We start from the raw sequence: 25054 nt of genomic DNA on the forward strand, positions 1-25054 counted from the left end.
CGCCCGCATCAGGTGTCCCCAGGGCCGTGCCAGGAGCGCCAGAGGGCGGCGTAGGGCCCGCCGGCGGCGACGAGGTCCGCGTGCGTGCCGAGCTCGGTGACGAGCCCGTCCTCGACGACCGCGACCCGGTCGGCGTCGTGCGCGGTGTGCAACCGGTGCGCGATCGCCACGACGGTGCGTCCGGCGAGGGCGCCCGCGAGCGCGCGCTCGGTGCGGCGGGCCGTCGACGGGTCGAGGGACGACGTCGCCTCGTCCAGCACCACCGTGTGCGGGTCGGCGAGCACCACCCGGGCGAGCGCGAGCTGCTGGGCGCGGGCGGGGTCCAGGTCCAGTCCGCCGGAGCCGACGGCGGTGTCCAGGCCCTCCGGCAGCGCACGCGCCCAGTCGGCCCCGACGGCGGTGAGCGCGGCGAGCAGGCACGCGTCGTCGGCCGAGGGCGCCGCGAGGGCGAGGTTGTCGCGCACACTCCCGGCGAACACGTGCTGCTCCTGGCTCACCATCACCACACGTTCGCGCAGCTGTTCGGGCGCCAGGTCGGCGACGGGCACCCCGCCGACGCGGACGGAACCGGAGCTGGGCCGCTCCACCCCGGACAACAACAGGCCGAGCGTGGTCTTGCCGGCGCCTGAAGGACCCACGACGGCGAGGCGCTCGCCGGGCCGCAGGGTGAGGTCCACCCCGCGCAGCACCTCACGTCCGGGCAGGTACGAGAACCGGGCACCGCGCACCTCGATGCGGTCGCCGTCGGGCTCCTCGAGCGCCGCCCCTCGGGGTTCCACGGCCGCCGACACACCCCGGAGCCGGGCGAACGAGGCGGCCCCGCGCTGCACCTGCTCGGTCCAGAACGTGAGCCGCCCGACGGGGTCGTCCAACTGCGTCATGTACAGCGCGCACGTGACCACCACACCCAGGCTCACCGACCCCTGCAGGAACGCGAGCCCGCCCACGAGCAGCACCAGCACCCCGGCGAGGGCGAACGCGGCGTCCGCGGTCAGGTAGAAGACCGTGCGCAGCCGCAGCGTGCGCATCCGGGCGGTGTGCAGCTCCCCGGCGCGGGCGTCGGTGCGTTCGATGCGCTGCCCGGCCAGGCCGAACGCCTCGACCGTGCGCCCGCCCTCGGCGGTGGCGGTGACCTCGGCGACCGATGTGGAGGTGGCCCGCCCCTCCTCCAGGTAGGCGGGGTGGGAACGGCGCAGGTACCACCGGGTCACCAGCGCCAGCGGCGGCAGCGCCACCAGGGCGAGCGTTCCGAGCATCGGGCTCAGCCAGAACACCCCGCCCAGCAGGAACACCACCTGCAGGAACGCGGGCAGGACGTCCGGCAGCGCACCGCGCAGGGTCGTGCCCACGTTGCCCACGTCGGTGGAGGCGCGGGTGGTGAGGTCTCCGGCGCCGGCGCGTTCGACGGTCCGGGCGGGCAGGGCGAGGGCATCGTGCACGAAGTCCTCGCGCACACGCCGCAGCGCCCATTCGCCGAACCGGGCCGCGCACAGCTGCGTGAACCGGGCGAACACCAACTGCACCAGCGCCGCCACCAGCACCAGGAGCGCGATGCGGTCGACGGTCGCGACCGTGGCGGTCCCGGCCTCCAAGCGGTCGACGACCACCCCGAGCAGGTACGGCCCGGCGAGCGCGACGGCGCTGGTCAGGCACGCCAGCAACACCAGCACGAGCACGCGGCGCCGGTCCTCGCGCAGCAGGGCCCTCAGGTCGCGGAACAGGGTGGCACGGTCGGCCACCGGAAGGCTCTCGGCGGTACTCATGCAGGGCTCCCGTCGGCGGCGCGCACGGTCAGGGCCCGGTACTCGGGCTGCGTCTCGGCCAGCCCCGCGTGCTCGCCCTCCGCGCGGACCCGGCCGTCGACCAGGAACACCACGTGCTCGGCGAGCTCCAACAACGGCGGCGCGGTCGTGGCCAGCACGGTCGTGCGCCCCTCCCGCGCGGCGGCAAGGCGTGCGGCGACCATGGTCTCGGTGTGGGAGTCCACGGCCGAGACCGGGTCGAGGAGCATGAGTACCTCCGGGTCGGCCGCCACCGCCCGGGCCAGCAACAGGCGTTGGCGCTGCCCGCCGGACAGGTCCCCGGCACGGTCCTGCACCGGGGCGTCGAGCCCTTCGGGGGCGGCGGTGAGCAGCTCGCTCGCCCCGGCGGTCCACAGCGCGTGCCGCACCTGCTCGTCGGGCAGGTGGTGGTGCGGGTCCATGGCCTCGCGCAGGGTGCCGCCGAAGACACGGGCGTCGTTTCCGTTGGCGAGGATGCGGGCCCGTACGTCGGCGAGCGCGACAGTGTCCAGCGGTGTTCCTCCCCAGGTCGCGTCGGACCCGGTGAGCCGTGCCAGGCGCTCGATCACCACCGCGTCCCCGGCGCCGGCGCTGACCAGCGCCGTCGTCACGCCCGGCCGCACCCGCACCCCGGAACCGGGGTCGAACAGCTCCGCCGGTCTCTCGGGCGCGGGTCTGGGCTCCTCGGGGTCGGTGAGCTCCGGCCGCAGCGACAGCAGTCCGGTGACCCGCCGCAGGGACACGTGCCCGATCACCAGGTCGCCGGCCGCCTCCACCAGGAAGAACACCGGAACCGCCAGGGCCGCGACGAACCCGTAGACCGCCACCGCCTCGCCGACGGTGATCTGCCCGCCGACCGCCATGCGCGCCACCAGCCACGTGACCAGGCCCAGGAACACCACGGGGAGGCACGCGCTGACCGCCTGGAACCAGCTCGTGGGCCGGCTCAACCGGTACCCCTGCTCCAACAGCTCAGCCGAGCGCCCCCGGTACCGCTCGTCCATGAACCGTCCGCCGCCGAGCCCGCGCAGCACGCGCAGGCCCGCCACGACGTCCCCGGCCAGCGCGGTGAGCTCGCCCTCCTGGCGCCGGTACTCCGTGGCGCGCCCGTGCACCCGGTCGAGCAGCGGTCCGACGGTCAGCGCCATGAGCGGAACGCCGACGAGCACGACCACGGCCAGCACGGGCGAGATGGTCAGCAGCATGCCCGCAACCGCCGCGTACGCCGCCACCGCGCCCACCCCGGGCCCGGTCATCGTGAGGATCTGCGACACCCGCGCCACGTCCACACCCTGGATCTGGGTGAACTCACCGGAGCTCGGGCGCCGCAGCGGGGGTCCACCCAGGTACGCGGCGTGCCTGGCCAATACACGGATCGTGCGCAGCGCCGCGTCCATGCGCACCATCGACATCGTGCGGTGGCGCAGGATCGACACCACCGTGTTGCCGACCGTCACCACGAGGAACACCCCGACCCAGCCCAGCAGCGCCCGGTGGTCCCCGGCGCGCAGCCCGTCGTCCACCGCGCGGGCGATCAGGTAGGGCGGCAGCATCAGCAGCAGCATCCAGACGATGCCCAGCAGGGCCCCGCGCAGAACCCGCAGCGGCTGGCTCCGGATCAGCCACCACAGGAACCGCCACGGACCGCGTGCGTCCGGCGTCCCGGGTTCCCGGAGGGTCGGTCGTGCCATGGGGGGGACCTCGCTCTCGGCGGGGAACGGTGGCTGAGCTCCAAGAGGTACCAGGGCCGGAAAGAATTCGCTGGGGCGGGTCCAGAGCCTGTGGACAACGCATGATCACGCGAGGAGAACCGATGGCCGAAACGGTCTACTGCCTGAACTGGAGCTTCAAGCTCGGGAAGGCGAACAGGCCCATGACGGCCGCGACTGCCCGGAAACGCTATGAGGACTCCGGGGAACGCTTCACCGCCGTGGTTCCTACCGGGGCCTTCCGCGGGTCCGGAGCGGGGAGAGAACCGGTGATCCTGACCTTCCACTGGAAGATCGGCTACGCGGCCGCCGAGTTCATGGACCATTGCGGTCGCCGAACCGTGAAACATGTGTTCCGGCGGTGTGGGGACGACCTGTTCCTCCGCAGCGTGTGGGTCCACACGTACCCGGACGACGATCCCCGCTCGAGCCCGGGCGACGCCTCGGTCATCGAGAGTTACTCCTACGCCCGGCCCGACCTGCTCACCCACATCGTCCGGGACAAGACCGCGGGAGAGACGGTCACCACGCGGTACGACTCGGTCGACCTGACCCCCAACCGCGACACGGTCCCGGCGTTCGGTGACTGGGCCCGTATCGCCGCCTACGAACGTCCCATGCGCTCCGGATCCTGAGCGGATGCCGGGACGGGTCCAGAGCCTGTGGACAACTCTGGTGTGTCCTTCTTCAGGTTTGAGATCCCACCAGTAGCACCAGCACCAAAAAGGGCAATCGGGCAAAAAGGACTCAGAAATCATCGGGTGTGCATAACGCATGCCTAACGAAATGTGAGCTTCCTCTTATTGTCACCGCAGGCGCGCATTATTGGTCGATGGGCGGTACGTAAACACCACAGGGGAGGGCCGTGTGGCCGAGTCACACGTGGAGAGTCCGATCGGACGAAGGGAGGGCGCCAGACGTTTCATGGCACTGGCCTCGCCCGGCGGCGACGACTCGGGGAAACGCCCGGTCATGGTCGTGGAGGGCGGCCACGGGACCGGCAAGACCCACTTCCTGAGCTGGGCCGCATCCGCCCTGTACGACGCGGGTGTCCCCTACGCCTACGTCGACCTGGCCGAACACCGCTTCACCGACGTCACGAGCGTGCTCAGCTTCGTCGCCTCGGTCAACGCCAGCGCCCTCGGCCACACCCGGGAGAACTTCGGGCGCCTGGAGTTCCCCCGCCTGTGGATGGCGCTCCTGGCGATCCGGGCCGACCTCGGTTCCGACCCCCTCGGCGACGAACCCCTGCCCGAAGGCGAACGCGAACGCCTGGAATGGGTGCTCAGCAAAGTGCGCACCCGGGGCCGCGGTGCACTGCGCAAACTCGGTGACCAGCTCGAACGCGCCGGACGGGTCATCTCCCCGGAGGAACTCCTCACCGGTTTCGGCGCCGTCGAGATCATCCGCGCCGGGCTCGGCCTGTCCGGGCTCGCGGTCAACACCGTCGACGAGGTCGTGAGCTGGTTCCGCACCGGCATCAACGAACCCGTCGACGAACTCATCGCCCTGCGCCACCAGGTCCAGGAACCCGATCAGTACAACGCCGTCCTGGGCCGCCACAACCGCGAGCTCGCCGCCCAGTCGCTGTGCAAGGCCCTGCGCGCCGACCTGCGCGAGATCAACCGCGCCCAGCGCCAGTTGCCCACCCCCGCGCTCATGCTGGACAACGTCGACCGCGGATCCGGGCCCGAGCTGGTGTCCGCGCTCGTGCGTTCGGCCAAGGACGGCGGAGACCACCTCAGCGTCGTGGTGGCCACCTCGGGCGGCCGCACCGGCGTGGTCAACGTGCTGCCCGACGACACCGAAGGACACCTGTGGGCGCCCTACCGCCTGCAGTCCTTCACCACCGCCGAGGTCTCCGAGCTCCTCACCGAGGCCAGTGGGCAGGGCTGGCACTCCGACGACGTCATCGACCACCTGTGGGGGTTCACCGGCGGCCACCCCGGCGCCAGCACCGCGCTGGTCGAGGCGTGGGTGCGATGCGAGGGTGCCGGTGTCGCCGAGGCGCTGCTCGACCGTCCACCCTCACCCGGGATCGAGGCCCTGCCCACCACCGAGAACACCATGCTTACCAGCGTGCTCGGCGAGACCCCCAACAACTTCAACACCGACCTGCTCGCGGCCCTGACCACGTGCTCGGCCGCCCGCGACGTCGAGTCCGGGCTGTGGCTGTACCGGGAACAGAAGGAGCCCACCCACGAGGTCGGCGAACCCGTCCTGCTGGAGCACCCCCTGTGGGAGGAGGGCCGGCCCACGGTGCTGCGCCGCCTGCTGCAGCGCGTCCTGGCCCGGCGCGAACCGGTCGGCACCTACCCCGACTGGGGGACCGTGCACCGCAGCCTCGTGCACCACTACCGCACCGTGCGCCCCGACCCGGTGCGCAAGGCCTACCACCTGCTGTGCGCGGGCGAGTTCCTGCTGGTCGCGGAGTTCCTGGCCGAGCGGCTCACCGACCCCGAGATCGACGGCGACGAATGGGTGTGGACGCTCAAGGACATCACCGACGCACCCACCCGCAGCACGTTCGAACGCCCCTACTTCGACGTGCTCTTGACGGTCCTCGGCGAGCAGACCCGGACGGCCGAACCCTCGCCCCTGGTTCGCAACACCCTCAAACTCCTGGTCGCCCGCCACCTGCTGAGCGACCCCGACATGTTCCGGACGGCCGAACTGCACGCCTCCGCACACCAGACCCTCTCCGAACTGGCGGCCGAGTTCGCGGGGGAGGGCTCCAGCCGGCTGCTGGCCGAGGCGGCGCAGCACCTGTCGTTGTGGGACCGGTTCAAGTGAGCGGCGAACCCGCGGAAAGCGAGAAGTGACGATGCCGGAGGCCACCAACAGCGGCAGAATGATCCAGGGCTTCGAGGTCCCGCGAAGACCATGGTGGAAGCGCCACTGGAAGCCCCTGGCCGCGGCCGCGCTCGCCCTCGTGCTCGTGGCCGTGGGCCTGCGGTACTGGGACGAGTTCACCTGCGGGGGACCCGGCAACGGGGTGCACCTCATCGGCGGCCAGTGCGTGGGCATCACCGACGACGCCCACGTCTTCCACGAGGGCTTCGAGGAGATCCAGGGCAAGATCGCCGCGGAGAACGACCGGGTCGCCGAGGCGGTGGAATCGGGTGAGAACCAGGCCGTCAAGATCGCCTACCTGGGCACGTTCAGCTTCGGCGAGGTCGGACCGATGGACCCCGTGCGCATGCTGCGCGCTATCGAGGGGGCCTACACCGCGCAGATGACCGCGAACCAGTCGCCGCGCTTCGGTGACCGGACCCCGGAGATCCAGCTGGAGCTCGCCAACGTCGGCAGCCAGCAGGCCCAGTGGGAACCGGTCGTGGACCAGCTCGTCCCGATGACCGAGGACGACATCCCCCTCGTCGCGGTCACCGGCATGGGCGTCAGCATCGACTCCACCCGTGACATCGCCGAGCGCCTGAGCAGCGAGAACATCCCGATGGTCTCCTCCGCGGTCACCGCGGACGGCCTGGACGACGGCGACATCCCCGGTCTGCTGCGTGCCGCCCCCAGCAACACCGAGTACGTGCGGGCCCTGCGCGAGTACATGGACGGGCTCGACGAGGAACCGGCCGGGACCCTGGTCTACGACCGGAACGAACCCGATCTCTTCGTCTCCACGCTGCGCTCCGCCTACGAGGAGAACCTCGCCGACTTCACCGAGGGCTCCGCCCAGGAGTACGGGGGCACCACGGTCGGGGAGTCGTCGTCCAGCGGCGTGTACACCCCGATCAGCATGAACCTGTGCTGGAACGCGACCGACACGGTGTTCTTCGCCGGCCGCGCGCCCGACCTCGACGACTTCCTGTACACCCTCTCGATCCGCGACTGCGACCACATCCCCCTGAAGATCGTCTTCGCGGTGACCGGGCTCAGCGTGATCCAGGACGACGACGTCATGGGCTACCTCGAGGACGGCAACATGAGTCTGATCTACGCCTCGGCGACCGATCCGCGGTGGGAGAACGCCACCCCCGGCGACGACGCACCCGAGCACTACGGGGACTTCGTCAACTCCTACCGCGAGTACGTCGGCGACGACACGGGCGCCTTCGACAACGGGTACGCGCTGGTCAACCACGACGCCGTGGGGGTCGCCGCGCGTGCGGTGCGCATCTCCTACGAGGGCGACGAGGAGCAGCCGCCCACCGCGTCCGAGGTGTTCTCGCAGTTGATGCTGCTCAACAGCGCCCACGAGGTGCGGGGCGGGGGCGGCATGCTCAGCTACACCGACGAGACGGAGGGCGAGGCGGCCGGGCGTTACGTGCCCGTCGTCGAACTGCCTCTGGAGGGCGACCAGCCGCTCGAGGACCCCTACATCACCGGGGACTGAGGGGCGGCCGTCGCAACCCGGTATGCGTGAGGACCGTGGGGAATCGATACCCCAATGTGGCCTCCTGCGGCGTTCTGGCGGGGATGGGGCCCTTGGTCCCTGCTTTACTTGGGGGCGCGTCCGCGACGCGAAGGCGTGTCGCGCCCCCGCGTCGGCCCCGACCCGAACGCCCGCGCGTCCCGCCCCCCGGAACACGGGCGAGGAAGGAGACCCGAACGTTTGAGTCCCGACAGGCCCGCCGACACGACCCCCTCGCAGTGCCCGATGGCCGCAGCGCGTGAAGCCGCGGTCCCCCTCCACGGACACACCGAGGTACCCGCCCCCGAAGCCATGGAGGACCTGCGGCGCCGCTTCGGCTCCCTCGCCCCCGTCGAGGTCGCCCCGGGTGTTCTCGCCTGGGTGGTCCTGAGCTACGAACTCAACCGCAGTGTCCTGCAGGACCCCCACCATTTCCCCCGCGACCCCCGCCGCTGGACCGAGGCCAAGGAGGGGCGCGCGACCCCGGACCGGGTCCCCGGCCCCTTCTGGTACTTCCGCAACGCCCTGGCCAGCGACGAACCCGACCACAGTCGCTACCGGGAGGTCATCGAGGACGCCCTCAGCATCCTCACGGCCGCCCGCACCCACACCGTCGTGGACGAGTACGTTCGCGAGCTCATGGCCGAACCCGCGGCGCGCGGGCGTTCCGACCTGGTCGCCGACCTCGCGTTCCGGCTGCCCCTGCTCCTGCTCAACCGCGCCTTCGGCCTCGACGACACCCAGGGCGAGCAGCTCGTCGGCCTCATGCGCCAGGTGTGGGACGGCGGCGAGGAGGCCGAGGCCGCGATGGGCGGGCTCTTCGGTTACGCCCAGTCGGTCACCCTGCAGCGGCGCGAGGAACCCGGTGACGACGTGGTGTCCCGGATGATCCGGCACGGCAACGGCCTCGACGACGAGGAGGTCGCCCACCAGCTCATCCTCATCATCTCGGCCGCGCACGACCCGCTGATGAACCTCATCGCCAACACCCTCCACGCCCTGCTCACCGACCGCAGCTCCCGCGCCGACGTCATGAGCGGCAACGCGCGGGTGGAGGAGCTCGTCGACATCGTCCTGTGGAAGGCGCCCCCGATCTTCCTCATGCCGGGGCGCTACCCCGCCCAGCGCATGGAACTGGAGGGGTGGACCGTCGGCGAGGGCGACTGCCTGATCATGGGCTACGGCCCCGCGCACGCCGATCCCCGCGTCGTCGAACACCTCGACCTCACGTCGCCGTCGGGAACCCGCGCGCACCTGGCGTTCGGGACCGGCCCCCACCAGTGCCCCGCCCGCAACCTGGCCCGGCAGATCGGCGTCGACGCGGTCGCGACGGTCTTCCGGATGCTTCCCGACATGACGCTGTCCGTGCCCGCCGACGACCTGTCCTGGCGGCGTTCCCCCTTCGCGCACGGCCTGGACGCCCTTCCCGTGACCTTCACCCCCGTGCAGACCGCCCCCCGGACCCCGCAGCCCACCCCGACCCCTGGAGGCCAGTCATGTCCGCACACCCCCGACCCGTCGTCCTCGAGCCGGGAGACCACCGGGGACTCGCCCGAACCCTCCGGGAAGCGGGCCCCGTTGCGCGCGTTGTGGTCGCGGATCTCGAGGTCTGGGCGCTGACCGGTGACGACGCACTGCGTTCGGCCCTCAACGACCCGCGCTTCCGCCGGAACTGGCGGTCGTGGCGGGCGCTGAACGAGGGTGAGGTGCCCGAGAACCACCCCGTCAAGGCGATGGTGCACCTGGACAACATGCTCACGTCCGACGGCGCGGAGCACCGGCGTCTGCGGGGGCTGATCTCGCGTGCTTTCACCCCGCGCCGGATCGAGTCGCTGCGGCCGACCGTGGAGGAGACCGCGCGAGGGCTGATCGACGGCCTGGCCGAGCGGGCCGGCGAGGGGCCGGTCGACGTCAAGGAGGAGCTGGCCTACCCGCTGTCCATCGCGGTCTTCGCGGCGCTGTTCGGGTTCGAGCCCTCGCACCACGACCGCATGCGTGCGATGGTCGCCACGGCCTTCGCCGGGGGCAGCCCCGAGGAGGTCGCGCAGATGCGGGCCGACGTCGACGCGTTCCTGGACGAGCTCGTGGCGGCCAAGCGTGCCGAGCCCGGTGACGACATGACGTCGGCGCTGGTGGCGGCGAACGAGGACGGCGAACGGCTCAGTGACGTGGAACTGCGCGACACCCTGTGGCTGATGGTCAGCGCCGGGTTCGAGACCACCGCGTCGGCGCTGGCCAACGGCGTGCAGGTGCTGCTGTCCCACCCCGGCCAGCTCGACCTGCTGCGCAAGGGCGAGGCCGAGTGGTCGGAGGCGGTGGAGGAGGTGCTGCGCCACTCCACGAGCGTGGCGGCGCTGCCGTTCCTCTTCGCCGGCGAGGACATCGAGATCGGCGGGGTGACCGTCGAGAAGGGCGAACCGCTGCTGCTGGGCTACCTGGCCGCCAACCTCGACGAGGAGCGGTACGGCGACAGCGCCGGGCGGTTCGACCTGACCGAGGACCGCCCCCGGCACCTGGGCCTGGGCCACGGCCCGCACACCTGCCTGGGGTCGGCGCTGGCCCGGATGGAGTTGGAGACGGCGCTGCGCGGGTTCTTCACCCGCTTCCCGGAGGCCGCCGTGGACGGAGGGGAGCCGGCCGAGCTCCCGTCGGTCTTCATCAACTCCCCGATGGCGCTGCCCGTGCGCCTCGGCGAGCCCGCCTGAACCCCCGAGAACACGTGGGCCCCGCACGGCGAACCGTGCGGGGCCCCTGTGCTGTGCGGTGCCCGTGGGTCAGTTGACCGGGGCGCCCGGGCCGAGCGGGATGCCCAGGGCGTACCAACCGAGGAAGAACAGCGTCCACACGATCAGGATCGTCACCGTGAAGGGCAGCGTCAGCGAGACCAGGGTGCCGATGCCGGCGTCCTTGCGGTAGCGCTGCATGAAGCCCAGCACGAGCACGAAGTACGGGCTCATGGGCGTGACGATGTTGGTGGAGGCGTCCGCGATGCGGTACATCGCCTGCGTCGTCTCCGGGTTCACGTTGAGCAGCATCAGCATCGGCACGAACACCGGTGCGATGAGCGCCCACTGCGCCGAACCGCTGGTGATGAACATGTTCATCAGCGCTGCCAGGAGGATGAAGCCGATGAACAGGAACGCCACCGGGACGTTCTGGTCGCCCAACCACTCGGCGCCGCGGATCGCCAGCACCTCGGCCATGCCCGACCACTCGAAGTAGGCCAGGAACTGCGCGGCCGCGAAGAACATCACCAGGGCCGGGGCGAGATCCTTGATGCCCTTGCCCATGTAGTTGGGGATGTCCGCGGCCTTGGTGACCGTGCCGGCCACGACACCGTAGGCGGTACCCACCACGAGGAAGGCCAGCGCCAGGACCACGGCGATGCCGGTGATGAGCGGGGACTCCATGACGGTGCCGTCGGGGCCGCGGAACCAGGAGTTCTCCGGTACCAGCGCGGCGACGAACAGCGCGGCCATCACGAGCAGGGACAGGCCGGCGGCCTTCAGACCCTTGCGCTCCTCCGGCTGCAGGTTGAAGTCGCCGAGCGCGTCACCGCCGGTGGAGACGTCGTCCAGGCCCTCGGTACGCTTGCGCAGCACCAGCTCGGTGACGAGCGTGATGAGCAGCGCGAGGAGGACGGCGCTACCCGCGTTGAAGAAGTAGTTGGCCAGCGGGGTGACTGTGGCGTCGGGGTCGACGATCTGCGCGGCCTGGGTGGTGATGCCGCCGAGGAGAGCGTCGGTGGGCGCCACGAGGAAGGTGGCGTTCCAGCCCGCCGAGACCGAGGCGAAGGCGACGACGATACCGAGTGTGGGGCTGCGGCCCACGGCCTGGAACACGACGGCGGCGAGCGGGATCAGGATGACGTAGGCGGCGTCACTGGCGATGCTGCCGACAATGCCGACCAGGGCCACCACGAAAGTCATGTACTTGGCCGGCACGCGAACGATGCTGCCGCGCAGGAGCGCATTGATGAGCCCGGTCTGCTCGGCCACCACGACGCCGAGCATCATCACCACGACGAGGCCCAGCGGCGGGAAGTTCACGTAGTTGGTGACGGCCTCGCCGAAGATGACCTGGAAGCCCTCCGGCGAGAGGAGACTCTGCACATCGATGCGTTCCCCGTCCATCGGGGAGACCGCGTGCGCACCCGCCCAGTTCAGGACCGCGCTGAGCACGACGACGATGCCTGCGAGGAACGCGAAGATCCAGAAGGGGTGGGGAAGCTTGTTACCCACCCGCTCGATCCCGCGCAGGGAACCGAGGAGCACGGACATGGCCCGGCCGGGGGGTTTCTCCGTCGTCTCGGATGTCTCGGCCACGGCAGCCCTCCTTAACAAGCTGGTGGCGGGTGCGGGGTTGATGCACCGCGACACTGGTGTGGAACCTGTTGGGTCAGCGTCCATTCTGCGGTCACCCGGGTGATGCGTGTAACCGAGTGACGTTCGTCCCGGAAAGGTGTTTCGTAACCGTTAGTCGTGAACAGAAGCCTTGGCGCGCAAGGGTTCCCGTTCCTGGTCACGCTCGTGGGGCGGTCGTGTGACCGTGTGCACGCACGGGCGTCCGCGCGAGCACTGTGTGCACGCATCTTCCCTGTTCAGGGCGGTTGTTGAAGCCCGGCTGAGGTTCCGACGACGGTTTCGGTAAAGCGCGCAACGTTCCCATAACGCGTTGGATTCGGGTGGGGTTCGAGCCCCCTCTGTGGCGGTGTACGCTCTCTCGCCGAACCGCAGCAGTCACCGAGGGTGAGCACAAGGCAAACCAGGTGACAGGCGGGCGCGCGGGCGATAGAACGGCCGCGACCGCCCTACGACGAGGAGCCCCGTGACCGAGAACCCCTTGCTGCGACCCTCCGAACTCCCCTACGGCCTGCCCGACTTCGCGGCCGTGCGGGAGGAGCACTTCGTCCCCGCCTTCGAACAGGGTGTGGCCGAACACCTGGCCGAGGTCGCCGCGATCGTCGCCGACCCCGAACCCCCGACCTTCGACAACACGGTCGCGGCACTGGAGCGCTCCGGGCAGACCCTCAAGCGGGTGGAGACCGCCCTGCACACCCTCGCGGCCTCCGTCGGCACCGACCGGATCCAGGAGATCGACCTCGAACTCGCGCCCCGCTCGGCCGGCCACCACGACGCCGTCTTCCTCGACCGCGGGCTGTGGGAGCGCATCGAGCGGGTGAGCACCGGCGACCCGGAGGAGAGCCACCTCCTGGAGCGGTACCGCACCGACTTCGTCAAGGCCGGCGCCGAGCTCGACGACGCCCAGCAGGAACGCCTGCGCGCCATCAACACCGAGCTCGCCGAACTGCTGTCCGCCTTCGGGCAGAACCTGGTGCGCGCCGGCAGCGGTTCCGCGCTGGTCACCGACGACCCCGCCGACCTCGACGGGCTCGGCGAGGAGCGCATCGCCTCCCTGGAGCAGGACGGCCGGTACGTGCTCCCGCTGCTCAACACCACCGTGCAGCCGGCCCTGGCCCAGCTCACCGACCGCGCCACCCGCGAGAAGCTGTACCGGCTCAGCACCGAGCGCGCCCCCGAGAACCTCGACCTCGCCGTCCGCATCGCCGAGCTGCGCGCGGAGCACGCCGGGCTCCTGGGTTACGCCGACCACGCCGCTTACAAGGTCGCCGACCAGACCGCCAAGACCGTCGACGCCGTCGAGGAGCGCCTCCACGGGCTCGTCGGACCGGCCCGCCGCAACGTCGAACGCGAGGCCGCCGTGCTCGCCGAACAGGCCGGGCACGAGATCGAGCCGTGGGACTGGGCGTACTACGCGGAGCAGGTGCGCAAGGAACGCTACGACTTCGACGAGGAGGCGCTGCGCCCCTACCTCGAGCTCGACCGGGTCATCGAGGACGGGGTGCTGCACGCGGCACACCTGCTGTACGGGATCACCTTCACCGCCCGTCCCGACCTGCACGGGTACCACCCGGACACGCGCGTGTGGGAGGTCTTCGACACCGACGGGACCGGGCTGGGTCTGTTCCTGCTGGACCCCTACGCCCGCCCCACCAAGCAGGGCGGCGCGTGGATGCACAACCTCGTCGACCAGTCGTTCCTGCTCGGCGACCGGCCCGTGGTCGTCAACAACCTCAACATCACCAAGCCTGCCTCGGGGCCCACGCTGATGACCTGGGACGAGGTCGAGACCGCGTTCCACGAGTTCGGGCACGCCCTGCACGGGCTGCTGTCGGCGGTGCGGTTCCCGCTGGTGGAGGGCACGAGTGTGCCCCGCGATTTCGTCGAGTACCCGTCGCAGGTCAACGAGGTGTGGGCGACCGAGCCGGCGGTGCTGGAGCGCTACGCCCGCCATCACGAGACAGGTGAGCCCGTGCCGGCTGAGTTGGTTGCAGCGCTGGAGCGCGCCAACCGCTTCAACCAGGGCTTCTCCACCTTCGAGTACCTGGCGGCCGCGCTGCTGGACTGGCAGTGGCACCGTCTCGCGCCGGGGGAGAGGATCGAGGACCCGGCCGGCTTCGAGGCGCGTGCCCTGGAACGCGCCGGCGTCGCGCACCCGCTCGTCCCGCCGCGGTACCGGAGCACGTACTTCATGCACATCTTCGCGGGGGACTACAGCGCGGGTTACTACTCGTACGTGTGGAGCCAGGTGCTGGACGCCGACAGTGTCGAGTGGCTGCGCGAGCACGGCGGGCTGCGGCGCGAGAACGGCGACCGGTTCCGGGAGAAGGTCCTGTCCGTGGGCGGGAGTGTCGACCCGATGGGCGCGGTGCGGGACTTCCTGGGGCGTGAGCCCCGCCTGGAGCCCTACCTCGTGCGCAAGGGCCTGGAGGCCTGAGGTTCAACCGGGCAACCCGGCCCTGATCCGGGTCGGGTCCAGCGGCCGGGCAGGGGCCTGGCCGCTTGCCGCCCACCCGATCTGCTCAGGGCGTTCATGGCGGCGGTCCCGAACCGGTGTGCATGGGGAATCAACGGGAACCAGGTGGGCGGGTGGACGGTCTCACCGGACGTAGGCAATGGCGCTCGGAGAGGATGGACCGTGTCTGATCACGAGAAGAAGCCTTACCGGGGGAAGCTTCCGCCTGGAGGCATCCCCATTCCGCCCCATGAGGTACTGAAACTCCAAGAGCGGGCGAAGAGGTACGTGGAAAGTGCCAAGCACCTGTACGCGAACCTTCGTCTTGAGGAGAGTGACCCTGCGCTGGTGGAGGAGTACAACAGGGAGCGCGATCGCCAGGCGGAGATTCTGAAGACCGGGCAGTGGATGGACGACGGGGTGAGTGAGCGGATCGTGGAGGAGTATCCGCCGCTGCTGCGTGAGCTCCGTGGGCGGCTCGCGGATCTGGACTCATGATCCGCCCCGAAGACCTGGACCATGAAATCCGCAGGCAGAGAGACGAGCGTATTCAGGAACTCACGCCGAATCGAGTTCCTGAGCGTGGCCCTGGTGAGCGACCGCAGTTCTACATCGTCGGCGGGCAGCCTGGTGCGGGGAAGTCGACCACGCAGGAACGCTTGTTCAAGACTCTGCCTGCCGGGTCCGTGGCCTCCTACGATGGGGACGACAACGCGAAGATTCACCCCCGCTACGAAAAGATCATGCAGGTCTACGGAAGAGGCGGGCAAGAAGCAGTATCGGCAGAATTGAACAACAGAGGCCACTCCTACCATTCGGAGTATATGGGGCGTCTTCGGGGTGAGTACGGTGGCCCCAAGTACGACGTGATTGCCAGCCATCCTCTTGGTAAGCAGGAACACGCCGACGCGTGGGTGGATGATTTTCGGGATCAAGGTTATGAGACCACCGCGGTCTTCGTGGCCACACACGAGTCGAACAGTAGGTTGGGCATCGCCCACCGTTACCAGGAGAGCCGAGACGACCCGGACACCGCGTATGGCAGATGGCTCGATCCGGCGTTGCACGACAATTTCTACAGAGACGGTCCGGATGTCGCACACGATCTCGAGTCGCAGGCGAAGGTCGATCATCTCTTCGTAGTCAACAGGGATGGTCAGGTTCTCCATGAGAACCACCGAGATCCTGATGGCACGATGGTGAACGATTTGGGCGCGCGGAACGCCATCACCGATGAACGGAGTAGGGCTCCCACACCTGATGAGGAGTCTCGTTTCGAGGCGACGGTCGCCTACATGCGCAGCACCGACCCGAACATTCGCCTTGAACCGGTCGACAGGGAGACTCTGGCGACGGTGGATGACGCGGTCGAGCAACGGGAGCAGCTGCGGAACTCGGTCGCTGGAGCAACGCCGTCAGCGTCGGCGCCTCAGGTCTCCATCGATGACGCCATCATCAACCAGCGTCGGAGCACGAACGCGGCCCAAGCCGGTGAAAGTACGGCAACCCGTGGAACGAGTGCGGCGACCCCTCCGTTCTTGGCCGGTCAGACCCGCAGTACGAGTGGCAACGCAAGGGCCAACGCTACTTCGGGGGACCACGGGTCGCCTTTCACATCACGCCCTCGGACTCACGGTGATGCAGCCTCCTCGTCCAACAGTGCGGGTCCGCGAAAATCCAGATGAACATCGCTGGTGGTCAGCGATCCCGGAGGCGGAACTTCTGCACCTTCCCTGACGCGGTCCGGGGCAGGGCATCCAGGAAGACCACCTCGCGGGGTTTCTTGTAGGAGGCCAGGTTCTCCCGGCACAGGTCCACGAGCTCACCGGCCGACGGCGGGGCGTCGCCACCAGCGCCCGACCCGCCGTCGGCACCGGCGACGACGTAGGCGACCGGGGTCTCGCCCCACACCGGGTCGGGCACCCCGACCACGGCGGCCTCCCGCACCCCCGGATGCTCTGCGAGCACCGCTTCCAGCTCGGCGGGGTAGATGTTCTCGCCGCCCGAGACGATCATGTCCTTCTTCCGGTCGACGACGTACACGAACCCGTCCGCGTCCTCCCGGCACAGGTCACCGGAGTGGAACCACCCGCCGTGGAACGCCTCGGCCGTGGCCTCCGGGGCGTTCCAGTACCCCCGCATGACGGTCGGCCCGCGGTAGACGATCTCGCCGACCGCGCCCGTCGGCACGTCGCGCATCGTGTCGTCGACGATCCGGGCCTCGACGAACCGCAGCGGGCGCCCCACCGACCCGATCTTGCGCAGCGCGTCCTCCCCGCGCAGCATCGTCGTGCTCCCACAGGTCTCGGTCTGCCCGAACGCGCTCAACACCTGCGCCTCCGGGAACGTCGCGTACAGCGCGCGCAGGGTCTCGCGGGAGGCGGGCGCCGCACCCCAGGTGATGTAGCGCAGCGGGATGTCGCGTTCGCGGATCCCCGGCAGGTCGCAGAGCAGCTGCCACTGCGTCGGGACCATGAAACAGGCGGTGATCCGGTCGCGTTCCAGGGTGTCGGCGGTCGAGGCCGGGTCGAAGGGGCCGGGCTCGGCGATGAGCGCGCATCCCCCGGTGAGCAGGGCGTTGACGACGGAGTTCACCGCGGCGATGTGGAACAGCGGAACGCTGACCAGCGTGCGGTCCTCCGGCAGCGGCCGGCGCTCGTCCCCGGTGTTGACGGTGGTCATGAACAGGCCGAGGTGGGTCAGGACCGCCCCCTTGGGCCGCCCGGTCGTGCCCGACGTGTACATGAGGAACGCCGGGTCGTGCTCGCTCACCTCCACCGGGGCCGGCCCCGGCCCGGCCCTCTGCATCGCGCGCTCCATGTGCACGGTGCCGACGGGGACCTCGTCGTCGGGGTGGTCGGTGGCGCACAGGATCCGCGGGGCGGTGACGACCTGCGCGCACGCGGTGATCCCGTGGTCGGCGAGGGAGGGGTCCACGGCCAGTACCGCCGCACCCGAGTCCGCGAGCACGTGGGCGACCTCGCGCACCACGAAGCGTGTGTTGACCGGGACCGCGATCGCCCCGAGCCGCTGCACCGCGAACCACGTCTCGACCACCTGCGGCCGGTTCTGCATGAGCACCGCGACCCGGTCCCCGTGCCCGACCCCGAGCCCCTGCAGGGCGGCGGCCAGCCGGTTCACCCGCTCGTCCAGGTCACGGAAGCTCGTCGCCCGCCCCCGGAACACCAGCGCGGGGCGTTCGCTCGAGGTACGCCGGGCGAAACTCTCCAGGACGACGGGCAGGCACAGGTGACCGGTCGCGCGTGCGGGGCCGTGGTGGGAAACGGGGGTCACTGCGGTCCCTCTTCCGCTCGGGGCAACGTGTGTGTGCCATGGAAGGCCGGACGGGAACGCGGGGTCAAAGACCGGCCGCCGAAGCCTCCGATAGCCCCCGCCTATGCTCCGCGCAGCCATAGGGGCCGCCTATCCCTGCGTTCGGCCACACGTCTTTGCCCGCCCGCGCGGCCGGTGCTGCGATGGAACGGCAACGGCGGCGTCGAGGGGTGGGAACGTGGAGAACGCTCCGACGGAACCGGGTTCCGCCCGGTCGCAACGGCACATCCCCCCGTGGCGTGCCCCGCTGGCGGCGGCCCTGTCGGCCGCCCTGCTCACCGCCTGCGGCGCCGGTGAGGACCTCGTCTCCGGCGGCGGAGAACACACGATCCGCCTGTCGTGGCAGGGCACGGACCAGTCGGTGCACTACCTCCACGGCGCGCTCGTGTTCAAGGAACACGTCGAGGAGGCCTCCGGGGGCGAACTGACCGTCGAGACCTACCCGAGCGAACAGTTGGGCAAGGCCGACGACGCGCTGACGATGCTGCGCTCCGGCATCACCGAGGCCGCCTACGTCGTGCCCTCCTACCACCCGGAACTGCGGTACTCCGTCGCCTGGGACCTGCCGCTGGGCCTGAGCTCCGACCGCTCCGCAGAGGGTCGCTGGCGCGCCGTGCACGAAAACGGCCCGGTCGTCGACGAGTACCACGAGGCCGGGATCGTGCCCATCGGTGCGCTCTCGGCCGCCAACACCGAGCTCACCACGGTCGGCCGGCCCGTGCCCGACCTGGAGTCGGTGCGCGGCTTGCGCATCCGTACCGGCAGCGACCTGCACATCGAGCAGGCGCGGGCGATGGGCGGCAGCGGCGTCACCGGCACGTTCACGGAGATGTACGAGCTCATGGACCGGGGCGTGGCCGACGCGAACCTGTTCCAGTACGGGTCGATGCGTTCCACCGGTGTGGACTCCCTCATCCGCCACGGAACCGTGGGCCTCGACCTGCCGAGCACGGGTGTGTCCGTGCAGATGGGCCGGTCGTTCTGGGACGGGCTCGACGAGGACAAGCAGCGCATCGTCTACGAGGCGGGCCGGGTGGCGAGCGCCTCGGCGACGGACGCGAGCATCCGGGAGGCCGAGGAGGAGCTCGAGCTGCTGCGCGCCGACGGGTTCGAGACGCACGCGTGGTCGGACGAGGACCTCGAGGAGTTCGACGCGCTCATGGACGGCGTGCTCGACCAGTGGATCGAGGACATCGGCGGTCGGGCGCCCGAGGCGGTCGAGCAGGCCCGGCGCCTGGCGGAGGAGACCGAGGACGACGGGGTCACCGACCTGGAATCGGACTTCGAGTCGTTCCCGTTCTGACCCGGGCCTGCCCGTTCCGACCCGGCCTCCCCGTTCCGACCCGGGCCCGAAGCCGTGCCCCCACCGTCCGCTCAGCCGCCGCTCTCCTCTCCGACGGCCAGGCGCACCAGCGCCCGCGCGGCCGGCGACAGCGGGCCGGGCCGGTGCACGAGCCCGATCTGCTGCTCCAGCGCGGGTTCGGTGCGCCGGATCGCGACCCCGCTCATCTGCTCCTCCGCGAGCCTGAACGGCAGGAACGTCGACCCGACGCCGGCCTCGACCAGGTCCCACACCACCTGCCGGTGGGCCGAACGCACGACCACGTTCCCGGCCACACGTTCCACGGCCTCGTCCAGGTGGGAGCGTCCGGCCTGTTCCGACGAGGTCAACACCAGCGGCAGGTCCGCGACCCGGTCGAGCGGTACCGGGTCGGGCAGGGCCTCGGCGGCCGGCCGCGGCATGACCAGGGCGATGGGTCGGGAACCGATGCGCTGCGAACGCAACGTGTCCGACCGGGGCGGGTGCTCGCTCAGCCCGAGTTCGACCTCCCCGCGCCGGATCGCGCCCTCGATGTCGTCCGGGCCGCCGGGATCGGACACCCACACCTGCACGCCCGGATGCCGTGCGTTCAGCTGCCCGACCAGGGACGGCAGCGGGTCCATCGCCAGGGTGCCCAGCGCCGCGACCTGCAGGCGTCCGCTCCGCAGTGTGCGCACCGACTCCACGCGCGAGCGCGCGCGTTCGACGTCGCGCAGGGTCTGGCGGGCCGCCCGGTCGAAGGCCCGTCCGGCGGGGGTGAGGACCATGTGGCGGCCGCCGCGGTCGAACAGGGTCGCGCCCGTCTCCCGCTCCAGCCCCCGGATGGCCTGGGAGAGCGAGGGCTGTGCGATGTAGAGGGCGTGGGCCGCCCGCGTGACACCGCCGTGGTCGGTGACGGCGACGAAGTACTCAAGGAGCCGCAGGTCCACGTCAGCACCGTGCTTTCTCGAACAGGCCGGGGGCGCCCGCGACACTGTAGCCCGCGCGGTGTGAAGTGGGTCATGTCGGGTCTGTCCCCACGGGCTCAGCCCGGGAAGCGGAAGCTCTCGAAGTCAGCCTCCAGCTCGGTGGGGCCCTGCCCGTCGGTCCGCGCCCCGAGCTGTTCGATCTGCTCCAACGCTCCACCGGCATCCCCGCCGAGGTCCTCGGCCCACTGCTCCGGCGCGTCCGCGAAGAGGGCGTCGACGCGGTCGAGGTCCTCCTGCGGCCACGTGTGCTCGGAGAACCCGTCAGCGGTGAAGGCGTCCAGCTCCGCGTCCGACTCGGCGATGCTCGCGGTCGTGGAGTCCTCGCTGACCCGGCGCCCGGCCTCGTAGACGATGCGCCGGTGCTCCTCGCTCAAGCCCTCCCATGTCTCCTGGCTCATGAAGGTGTTCTGGGCGGGTGGAGGCAGCGGCACGTCGGGCGCGCTGTGGCCCAGGAGCGTGTCGAGCCCGTTGGCGCGGTAACCCCCGTAGTGGAAGACGGTCCCGTTGACGATGTCGCGGTCCAACTGCTCGAACTGCTCGGAGCTCGCGCCCTCGACCGCGTTGGCGCCCAGCCGTTCCACGAGGTCCATGTGGATGTCGCTGCCCGTACGGATCCGCAGCCCTCGCACGGACTCCAGGTCGGGCAGGGGCCGGCTCGTCGAGGACACGTGGAACGGGGACCCGGTGTTCGTCACCAGGGGCACGACCCCGGCGTCCCGGTACTGCTCCGCCAGCGGGCCGTCCTCGTGGTAGGACGCCCACCGGCCCTCCACGATCTGCTCCGTGTCCATGCCGAGGGGAAGCTCCCAGCCGGTCGAGTACCGCAGCTCCGGTTCGTAGGTCGGGATGGTGAAGGCCAGGTCGGCGATCCCGGACCGCAGCATGGCGAGGGAGTCCCGGGCGTTGCCGAGCTGTTCGGCGGGGTAGAGCTCCACGGCGATCTCCCCGCCGCTGTGTTCCTCCACGTATCCCTTGAACGGCTCGGCGCCCTCTTGGTAGTAGACGTTCTGGTCGGAGATGTAGAGCGCGAACCGCAGGGTGACCTGCGCTCCGTCGTCCTCCACGGCCCCCTCGCCCAGCCCGCACGCGGTGAGCGCGAGGACCGACAGCGCCGCCCCGATCCTCCTGGCGAGCCCCGGCACCGCCCTCACCCCGTCGCGGCCGCGGCGGCGCGCAGCTCGTTCTTGAGGATCTTGCCGGCGGCCGAGGTCGGCAAGGCCTCGACCACCCGCACCCCGCGGAGCTTCTTGTACGGCACGACCCGGGCGGCCACGAAGTCCAGGACCTCCTTCTCGGGGGGTGTGTGTCCCTCGTGCAGGACGAGGAAGGCGACGGGGTCCTGGCCGGTGACCGGGTTGTCGCGGCCCACGACGGCGGCGGCCGCGACGGCGGGGTGCTCGAGGAGGATCTCCTCCAGCTCCCGCGGGTACACGTTGTAACCCTTGTGGATGAGCATGTCCTTGGCGCGGGCGCGGATGTGCACGAACCCGTCCTCGTCGCGGAACCCGAGGTCGCCGGTGTCGAGCCAGCCGTCCACGAACTGTTCGGCGGTGGCGTCGGGGCGCCCGTGGTAGCCGTCGGTGATCTGGGGCCCGCGTACCCACAGGCGCCCCTGTTCCCCGGGATCCAGTGCGCGGCCGGTGCCGTCGCGGACCTCCACCTCGGTGTCGAAGACGGGGATGCCCGCGCTGCCGTTCTTGCGCTTTCCGGAGGGGAGCGCGGGAAGCGACGTGACCACGCACGTGGCCTCGGTGAGCCCGTACCCCTCGACGATGATCGCGGAGGGGAAGGCCTCCCGCATGCGTTCGAGGGTGCCCGGGTCGATGGGGGCGGCGCCCGACGACAGGCACGTGAGGGAGGAGAGGTCGCGGGTGCTCAGGTCCGGGCAGTCCAGGAGCGCGACCCACATGGTGGGGCTGCCGGTGATGTAGGAGACGCGGTGGTGTTCGACGAGCGCGAGGAATTCCGGCGGGCGGAACCGGCCCGAGAGCACGACCGTGACCCCGCACAGCATCAGGAACCCGGTGTTGACCAGGGCCTGCGCGTGGTACAGCGGCGCGACGACGAGCGCGGTGTCCGAGCCGATGCGGACCGCGCCCTCCACGCCGCTCGGGAACGGCCGCAGGGCCACCCCGGTGCCGTCGGCCTCGACGGCGTGGCCGGCCCGCCAGCCCGTGAACTGGGTGATGTTGGCGACGAGGTTGCGGTGCAGCACGCGCACACCCTTGGGCTCCCCGGTGGTGCCGCCGGTGAAGGCCAGGTGGGCGACGTCGTCGGCGGCGATGCCGGTCGCGGGGCGGGTGTCGGGCTGCCCCTCCACGAAGCGGTCCCACGCCACCGCGCCTCGGTCGAGCAGAGCCTGTCGCCCCGGCCCGTCCGCCCCCGCGGGCGCGACCGCGGTGGGCGGGACGAGCACGGTCGCCCGGACGGCGGTGCCCTCGGCGGCGGCCAGCGCGGTCGCGGCGTGCTCGGGGTGGGTCACCACGACCGCGGCTCCGGTCCCGTTCAGGTGCGAGCGCACGGAGGGTTCCGGCGAGAGCGGGTTGATGGGGGAGAGGGCCGCCCCGGAGTGCAGGGTCCCGAAGTAGGCCACGAAGAACCACAGGCTGTTGGGCAGGTGCAGGGCGACGACGTCCCCGCGGCCCACACCGCGTGCGTGCAGGGCGTGCGCGAAACGGTGGGCGCGGGAGTGCAGCTCCGCGAAGGTGAGCTCGTCGTCGCCGTCGACCAGCGCCGTGCGGTCCGGGAAACGCACGGCCGACGAGTACGCCAGGGCCGAGGCGTCGGTGTCGGGGTAGGACAGGCTCTCCGGGAGTCCTTCGGGCCAGTACGTGCTCAACGGAGCATCTCCCCTCTGTCGCTGTGTGAAGCACTTCACCACCGGTGCGGAGCCGCTGGCAAAGACGGTTGGGCGAAGGGAGGTAGAGACGCCTCCTATGGCCCCGGGCCACGGGTCCTCGCTGAGGGCCCGCACCGTAGGCTTCCGCCATGGACGTGCACCAGCTCCAGTACTTCGTGGCGGCCCTGGACCACGGGAGCGTCAACGCTGCGGCGCAGCGGCTCGGGGTCGCCCAGCCGACGGTCTCCCAGGCGATCCGCGGGCTGGAGCGGGAGCTCGGCACGGCGCTCTTCCACCGGATCGGCCGCGGCATGGTGCCCACCTCGGCCGGGCACGCCCTGGCCTCCCCGGCCCGGCAGGTGCTGCGCGGGGTCACCGCGGCCGGGCACGCCGCGCTCGGTGTGGCCGGGCGGGTGCGCGGGACCCTCGAACTGGCCGCGCTGCCCTCGATGGCCGGCCCCGCCCTCACCGGCCTCATCGCACGGTTCTGCGAACACCACCCGTGCGTGGACGTGGCCATCGACGACGTCCCGGACGAGGCGGGGATCGTCCCGCTCCTGCGCAGCGGTTCCAGCGAGCTCGTCGTGACCCACCTGCCCGCACAGCTGTCGCTCGACCCGGACGGGGGCGAGCGGCCGCTGGAGACCCTGGAACTCGGGCGCCAGCAGTACTGCATCGCCCTGCCCCCGGACCGCGCGGAGCTGGTGCCCGACCGGGATCCCCTCGGTTGGCACGAACTGCCCGACGTGCCGCAGGTGATCGTGCCCGGCGGCGGCAGCCACGCGGGGGAGATCGTGCGCGCCATGGCCCGCGCCGGCCGCAACCCCGCGCCCGTGGCCGTCGTCGAGCAGCGGGAGGCGCGGCTCTCCTTCGTGCTCGCGGGGGTGGGTGCGTCCTTCGTGGAACGCGGGCAGGCGCAGCACGCGCGCGAGCGCGGGGCGATCGTGCGCAGCCTCGACCCGCCGCTCAGCCGCGCGTTCGGCCTCGTCTACGACCCGCGCACCGTCTCCGAGGCGGGCGCGGCCTTCGTCGGCCTCGCGCGCTCGACGGGGTACGGGGCGCCGGCCGTGTGACCGGCGCCCGGTGCCGCCGACCGCGCGTCGATGGCTCCGGGTCAGCGGCCGCGGGTCAGCGGCCCTTCCAGACCGGGTCTCGCTTCTCGGCGAAGGAACGTGCGCCCTCCTGCGCGTCCTCCGAGGTCAGCACCGGATCGGTGATGCGGCGCTGGCGCTCCCAACGCTCCTCCTCCGGCCATCCCCGGTACTCCCGCAGGACCTGTTTGCTCGCGCGCACCGACAGCGGCCCGTTCGCGGCGATGCGCTGCGCCAGCTCCATCGCGGCCGGCAGGGTCCCGCCCTTCTCGGTGAGCACGTTGACCAGCCCGAGCTCGTGGGCGCGTTCGGCGTCGTAGGTCCCGCCGGTGAGGATCCACTCCGCGGCGACGTTGGCGGGGATCCGCTCCGGCAGTCGTTGCAGCCCTCCCGCGGCGGCGGCGAGCCCGAGCTTGACCTCGGGCAACCCCATCCGGGCCCCGCGCGCGGCCACGACGAGGTCGCAGGAGAGCACGACCTCGAACCCGCCCGCCAGGGCGTGCCCCTCGACGGCGGCCACGACCGGTTTCTCCGGCGGGCGCTCGGTGATGCCCGCGAAACCGCGCCCCGGAAGGGACGGACGCTCGCCGCGCAGGTACGCCTTGAGGTCCATGCCCGCGCAGAACGTGGGCCCCGCGCCGGTGAGCACGGCGACGGCCAGGTCGTCGCGGGCCTCGAACGCGTCGAGCGCGTCACGCAGGCGTTCGGCGACGCCGAGGTCGACCGCGTTGCGCACCTCGGGGCGGTTGAAGGTGATGACCAGGACGGAACCGTGCTCCTCGGTGAGCACCGTGTTCTTGTCGGTGTCCTGCCTTGCCATGGGGGACTCC

At 71.0% G+C, this 25054-nt stretch carries 18 protein-coding genes; 10 read left to right on the plus strand and 8 right to left on the minus strand.

The features are described from left to right. Positions 1 to 8: 8 nt before the first annotated feature. Together IDM40_RS06025 and IDM40_RS06030 are read right to left on the minus strand one after the other, a co-directional pair. Positions 9 to 1763: an ABC transporter ATP-binding protein gene (locus IDM40_RS06025; protein WP_193120905.1), complete on the minus strand. Its 1755-nt coding sequence runs from the start codon at positions 1761 to 1763 to the stop codon at positions 9 to 11. Continuing rightward, a complete protein-coding gene (locus IDM40_RS06030) occupies positions 1760 to 3472 on the minus strand; it encodes an ABC transporter transmembrane domain-containing protein (protein ID WP_235997360.1) in 1713 nt (570 codons plus the stop codon). The genes IDM40_RS06025 and IDM40_RS06030 overlap by 4 nt, the downstream gene beginning before the upstream one ends. A 122-nt stretch (positions 3473 to 3594) precedes the next feature. On the opposite strand from IDM40_RS06030, the gene IDM40_RS06035 reads away from it, so the two are divergent. The 5 genes from IDM40_RS06035 (at position 3595) to IDM40_RS06055 (ending at position 10561) form a co-directional block, all read left to right on the plus strand. After that, a complete protein-coding gene (locus IDM40_RS06035) occupies positions 3595 to 4125 on the plus strand; it encodes a hypothetical protein (RefSeq protein WP_193120906.1) in 531 nt (176 codons plus the stop codon). A gap of 232 nt (positions 4126 to 4357) precedes the next feature. Further along, the gene (locus tag IDM40_RS06040; RefSeq protein WP_193120907.1) at positions 4358 to 6283 is read left to right on the plus strand and encodes a hypothetical protein; all 1926 of its coding nucleotides are present in this window, start codon (positions 4358 to 4360) and stop codon (positions 6281 to 6283) included. A gap of 31 nt (positions 6284 to 6314) precedes the next feature. Continuing rightward, the gene (locus IDM40_RS06045) at positions 6315 to 7838 is read left to right on the plus strand and encodes a type 1 periplasmic-binding domain-containing protein (protein ID WP_235997361.1); all 1524 of its coding nucleotides are present in this window, start codon (positions 6315 to 6317) and stop codon (positions 7836 to 7838) included. A gap of 219 nt (positions 7839 to 8057) precedes the next feature. Next, positions 8058 to 9476 (plus strand): cytochrome P450, encoded by a 1419-nt coding sequence (locus tag IDM40_RS06050; RefSeq protein ID WP_235997362.1) that lies wholly within the window; start codon positions 8058 to 8060, stop codon positions 9474 to 9476. Further along, entirely contained in the window at positions 9446 to 10561 is a 1116-nt protein-coding gene (locus IDM40_RS06055) for a cytochrome P450 family protein (RefSeq protein WP_193120908.1), read from the plus strand. Before IDM40_RS06050 ends, IDM40_RS06055 begins: the two co-directional genes overlap by 31 nt. Before the next feature lie 69 nt (positions 10562 to 10630). On the opposite strand, the gene IDM40_RS06060 is transcribed toward IDM40_RS06055, so the two are convergent. After that, on the minus strand, positions 10631 to 12136 hold the full coding sequence (locus tag IDM40_RS06060; protein WP_193121029.1) for an AbgT family transporter: 1506 nt from the start codon (positions 12134 to 12136) through the stop codon (positions 10631 to 10633). Positions 12137 to 12683: 547 nt separating this feature from the next. On the opposite strand from IDM40_RS06060, the gene IDM40_RS06065 reads away from it, so the two are divergent. The 3 genes from IDM40_RS06065 to IDM40_RS06075 all read left to right on the plus strand — a co-directional run bounded on the left by IDM40_RS06065 (position 12684) and on the right by IDM40_RS06075 (position 16357). Next, positions 12684 to 14654 carry a M3 family metallopeptidase gene (locus IDM40_RS06065; RefSeq protein ID WP_193120909.1) on the plus strand — a complete coding sequence of 657 codons (1971 nt, stop codon included), beginning with the start codon at positions 12684 to 12686 and terminating at the stop codon, positions 14652 to 14654. Positions 14655 to 14855: 201 nt separating this feature from the next. Next, positions 14856 to 15170: a hypothetical protein gene (locus IDM40_RS06070; protein WP_193120910.1), complete on the plus strand. Its 315-nt coding sequence runs from the start codon at positions 14856 to 14858 to the stop codon at positions 15168 to 15170. After that, positions 15167 to 16357 carry a zeta toxin family protein gene (locus IDM40_RS06075; RefSeq protein ID WP_193120911.1) on the plus strand — a complete coding sequence of 397 codons (1191 nt, stop codon included), beginning with the start codon at positions 15167 to 15169 and terminating at the stop codon, positions 16355 to 16357. Before IDM40_RS06070 ends, IDM40_RS06075 begins: the two co-directional genes overlap by 4 nt. Before the next feature lie 13 nt (positions 16358 to 16370). On the opposite strand, the gene IDM40_RS06080 is transcribed toward IDM40_RS06075, so the two are convergent. Beyond that, positions 16371 to 17966 (minus strand): AMP-binding protein, encoded by a 1596-nt coding sequence (locus tag IDM40_RS06080; protein WP_193120912.1) that lies wholly within the window; start codon positions 17964 to 17966, stop codon positions 16371 to 16373. A gap of 217 nt (positions 17967 to 18183) precedes the next feature. On the opposite strand from IDM40_RS06080, the gene IDM40_RS06085 reads away from it, so the two are divergent. Then, positions 18184 to 19308: a TRAP transporter substrate-binding protein gene (locus IDM40_RS06085; RefSeq protein ID WP_193120913.1), complete on the plus strand. Its 1125-nt coding sequence runs from the start codon at positions 18184 to 18186 to the stop codon at positions 19306 to 19308. A 71-nt stretch (positions 19309 to 19379) separates the two neighbouring features. Here the strand turns inward: IDM40_RS06085 and IDM40_RS06090 are convergent, their stop codons facing one another. From IDM40_RS06090 to IDM40_RS06100, 3 genes are all read right to left on the minus strand, one after another. Continuing rightward, positions 19380 to 20255: a LysR family transcriptional regulator gene (locus IDM40_RS06090; protein WP_193120914.1), complete on the minus strand. Its 876-nt coding sequence runs from the start codon at positions 20253 to 20255 to the stop codon at positions 19380 to 19382. Positions 20256 to 20350: 95 nt separating this feature from the next. Then, positions 20351 to 21436 carry a TRAP transporter substrate-binding protein gene (locus IDM40_RS06095; protein ID WP_193120915.1) on the minus strand — a complete coding sequence of 362 codons (1086 nt, stop codon included), beginning with the start codon at positions 21434 to 21436 and terminating at the stop codon, positions 20351 to 20353. Between the two features lie 5 nt (positions 21437 to 21441). Next, on the minus strand, positions 21442 to 23133 hold the full coding sequence (locus IDM40_RS06100; protein WP_193120916.1) for a class I adenylate-forming enzyme family protein: 1692 nt from the start codon (positions 23131 to 23133) through the stop codon (positions 21442 to 21444). Between the two features lie 149 nt (positions 23134 to 23282). Here IDM40_RS06100 and IDM40_RS06105 point away from each other — a divergent pair, with 149 nt between their 5' ends. Next, positions 23283 to 24206: a LysR family transcriptional regulator gene (locus IDM40_RS06105; protein ID WP_193120917.1), complete on the plus strand. Its 924-nt coding sequence runs from the start codon at positions 23283 to 23285 to the stop codon at positions 24204 to 24206. Between the two features lie 55 nt (positions 24207 to 24261). Here IDM40_RS06105 and IDM40_RS06110 read toward each other — a convergent pair whose 3' ends face one another. Then, a complete protein-coding gene (locus IDM40_RS06110; protein ID WP_193120918.1) occupies positions 24262 to 25044 on the minus strand; it encodes a crotonase/enoyl-CoA hydratase family protein in 783 nt (260 codons plus the stop codon). Between the last annotated feature and the right edge of the window lie 10 nt (positions 25045 to 25054).

The organism is Nocardiopsis coralli (assembly GCF_014892575.1).
GTDB lineage: Bacteria > Actinomycetota > Actinomycetes > Streptosporangiales > Streptosporangiaceae > Nocardiopsis > Nocardiopsis coralli.

Excerpts from the sequence above, each read along its gene's own strand:
- IDM40_RS06035 (WP_193120906.1), top strand. The coding sequence starts at position 3,595 with ATGGCCGAAACGGTCTACTGCCTGAACTGGAGCTTCAAGCTCGGGAAG.
- IDM40_RS06030 (WP_235997360.1), bottom strand. The coding sequence starts at position 3,472 with ATGGCACGACCGACCCTCCGGGAACCCGGGACGCCGGACGCACGCGGT.
- IDM40_RS06060 (WP_193121029.1), bottom strand. The coding sequence starts at position 12,136 with ATGTCCGTGCTCCTCGGTTCCCTGCGCGGGATCGAGCGGGTGGGTAAC.
- IDM40_RS06025 (WP_193120905.1), bottom strand. The coding sequence starts at position 1,763 with ATGAGTACCGCCGAGAGCCTTCCGGTGGCCGACCGTGCCACCCTGTTC.
- IDM40_RS06045 (WP_235997361.1), top strand. The coding sequence starts at position 6,315 with ATGCCGGAGGCCACCAACAGCGGCAGAATGATCCAGGGCTTCGAGGTC.
- IDM40_RS06105 (WP_193120917.1), top strand. The coding sequence starts at position 23,283 with ATGGACGTGCACCAGCTCCAGTACTTCGTGGCGGCCCTGGACCACGGG.
- IDM40_RS06075 (WP_193120911.1), top strand. The coding sequence starts at position 15,167 with ATGATCCGCCCCGAAGACCTGGACCATGAAATCCGCAGGCAGAGAGAC.
- IDM40_RS06110 (WP_193120918.1), bottom strand. The coding sequence starts at position 25,044 with ATGGCAAGGCAGGACACCGACAAGAACACGGTGCTCACCGAGGAGCAC.